The sequence below is a fragment of the Nocardiopsis sp. JB363 genome, from assembly GCF_900143625.1.
Taxonomy (GTDB): domain Bacteria; phylum Actinomycetota; class Actinomycetes; order Streptosporangiales; family Streptosporangiaceae; genus Nocardiopsis.
Window position 1 is genome coordinate 1 of sequence record NZ_FRFF01000098.1, and the last position, 1,530, is coordinate 1,530.

General features: G+C 66.9%; 1 protein-coding gene. It reads left to right on the top strand.

Translation table 11 applies throughout. The features are described 5' to 3' along the window. Positions 1-82 precede the first annotated feature (82 nt). Positions 83-1,327, top strand: coding sequence for an IS4 family transposase (locus BQ8420_RS14560; RefSeq protein WP_143847288.1), 1,245 nt, complete (start codon positions 83-85; stop codon positions 1,325-1,327). Positions 1,328-1,530: the final 203 nt, after the last annotated feature.

Genomic DNA, 1,530 nt, shown 5'->3' on the forward strand with positions numbered 1-1,530 from the left:
CAATGCCGCTAAGTTTGTGGGATCTTCGCTGGTCAGTCGGCCTGGGGTGGAAATCCGTGGTTGAGGGGTTATCGTGCTCTTCATGCCCGCCACCCCTGACACAACCCCTTCGGCTCGGTTGACCGATCACCTGGACCTGGGAGTGCTGGCCGCTTGCTACCCCCGCGATGTGATCGAGGACGTGCTGGCCGATACCGGTACCGGTGAGCAACGCCGCCGCAGCCTGCCCGCCCACGTCATGGTCCGCCACACCATCGCCTGGGGACTGGACGCCACCCAGGGAACCGACGCCGTCATGCGTCAACTCGCCGGATCCTTGCAACTGCTCGGCTCCTGGCAAGGGCAATGGAAGACCCCCACTACCTCGGCCATCGCCCAGGCCCGAGCCCGACTGGGGCCCCAACCCCTGGCCGAGCTCTTCCACCGCACCTGCACCCCGATGGCTGACGCCACCACCCCCGGCGCCTTCTTCAAAACCTGGCGGTTGATGTCGATGGATGGCACCACGTTGGACGTGGCCGACACCGCCGCCAACACCGACCACTTCACCCACAGCGGTAACCACCGCAACCGGTCGGCTTTTCCCCAGCTGCGAATGGTCACCCTGTCCGAGACCGGTACCCGCGCCATCGTGGGCGCGACCATGGGCCCCTTCTCGACCGGTGAGCGCACCCTGGCCGATGAGCTGGGCCCGTTGTGCGAGGAAGGCATGCTGGTGCTGGCCGACGCGGGGTTCTACTCCTGGAAGATGTGGACCAACTACAGCTGTGCTGGGGCTGAGCTGGCCTGGCGAGTGGGCTCCCAGCTGGAACTGCCCATGGTGCGGCCCCTGGATGACGGGTCCTACCTGGCGATGCTCTTCTCCCCCCGCGTCAAGAGCCGCAAGGCCAAGGACGCGCTGCTGGCCCAAGCCCGTACCGGCCAGGACCTGGACCCTGAGCGGGCGTTGGTGGTGCGGGCGGTGGACTACACCGTGCCCGACGCCAACCCCGAGGGGGAGCTGATCACACTGATCACCACCATCACCGACCCCACCCAGATCAGCGCCCAGGAACTGGCCGCGCTCTACGGGCGCCGGTGGGAGCACGAGACGGTGCTGAGCGAGGTCAAAACCCGCCTGTTGGGGGCGGGCACGGTGATCGCTTCGCAGTCCCCACCGATGGTGATCGCGCAGGTGTGGGGGGTGTTGTTGGCCCATTACGCGGTGCGGGAGTTGATGCACCGCTCGGCCGAACACCTGGGGTTGGCCCCGGACCGTTTGGGGTTCACCCACACGGTCCGCATCGTGCGCCGTACCACCAGTGGTGGTACGGCTTTTTCCCCCTGAACAGCGGGTGCTCCTGTGGGGTTGGGTGCTGGAGCAGATCAGCGAGCGCCCTCTCCCGCCCCGGCGGCCTCGTTCCTACCCCCGCAAGGTCAAGCGAGCCCGTCACAACTCCTACCCGGTCAAACACCAGGGTGATGAGGGGGTCCGCCATGAGCGGGCACCCCAACCGGTACTGATCCCCGCCGCCTAACTTAGCGGCATTG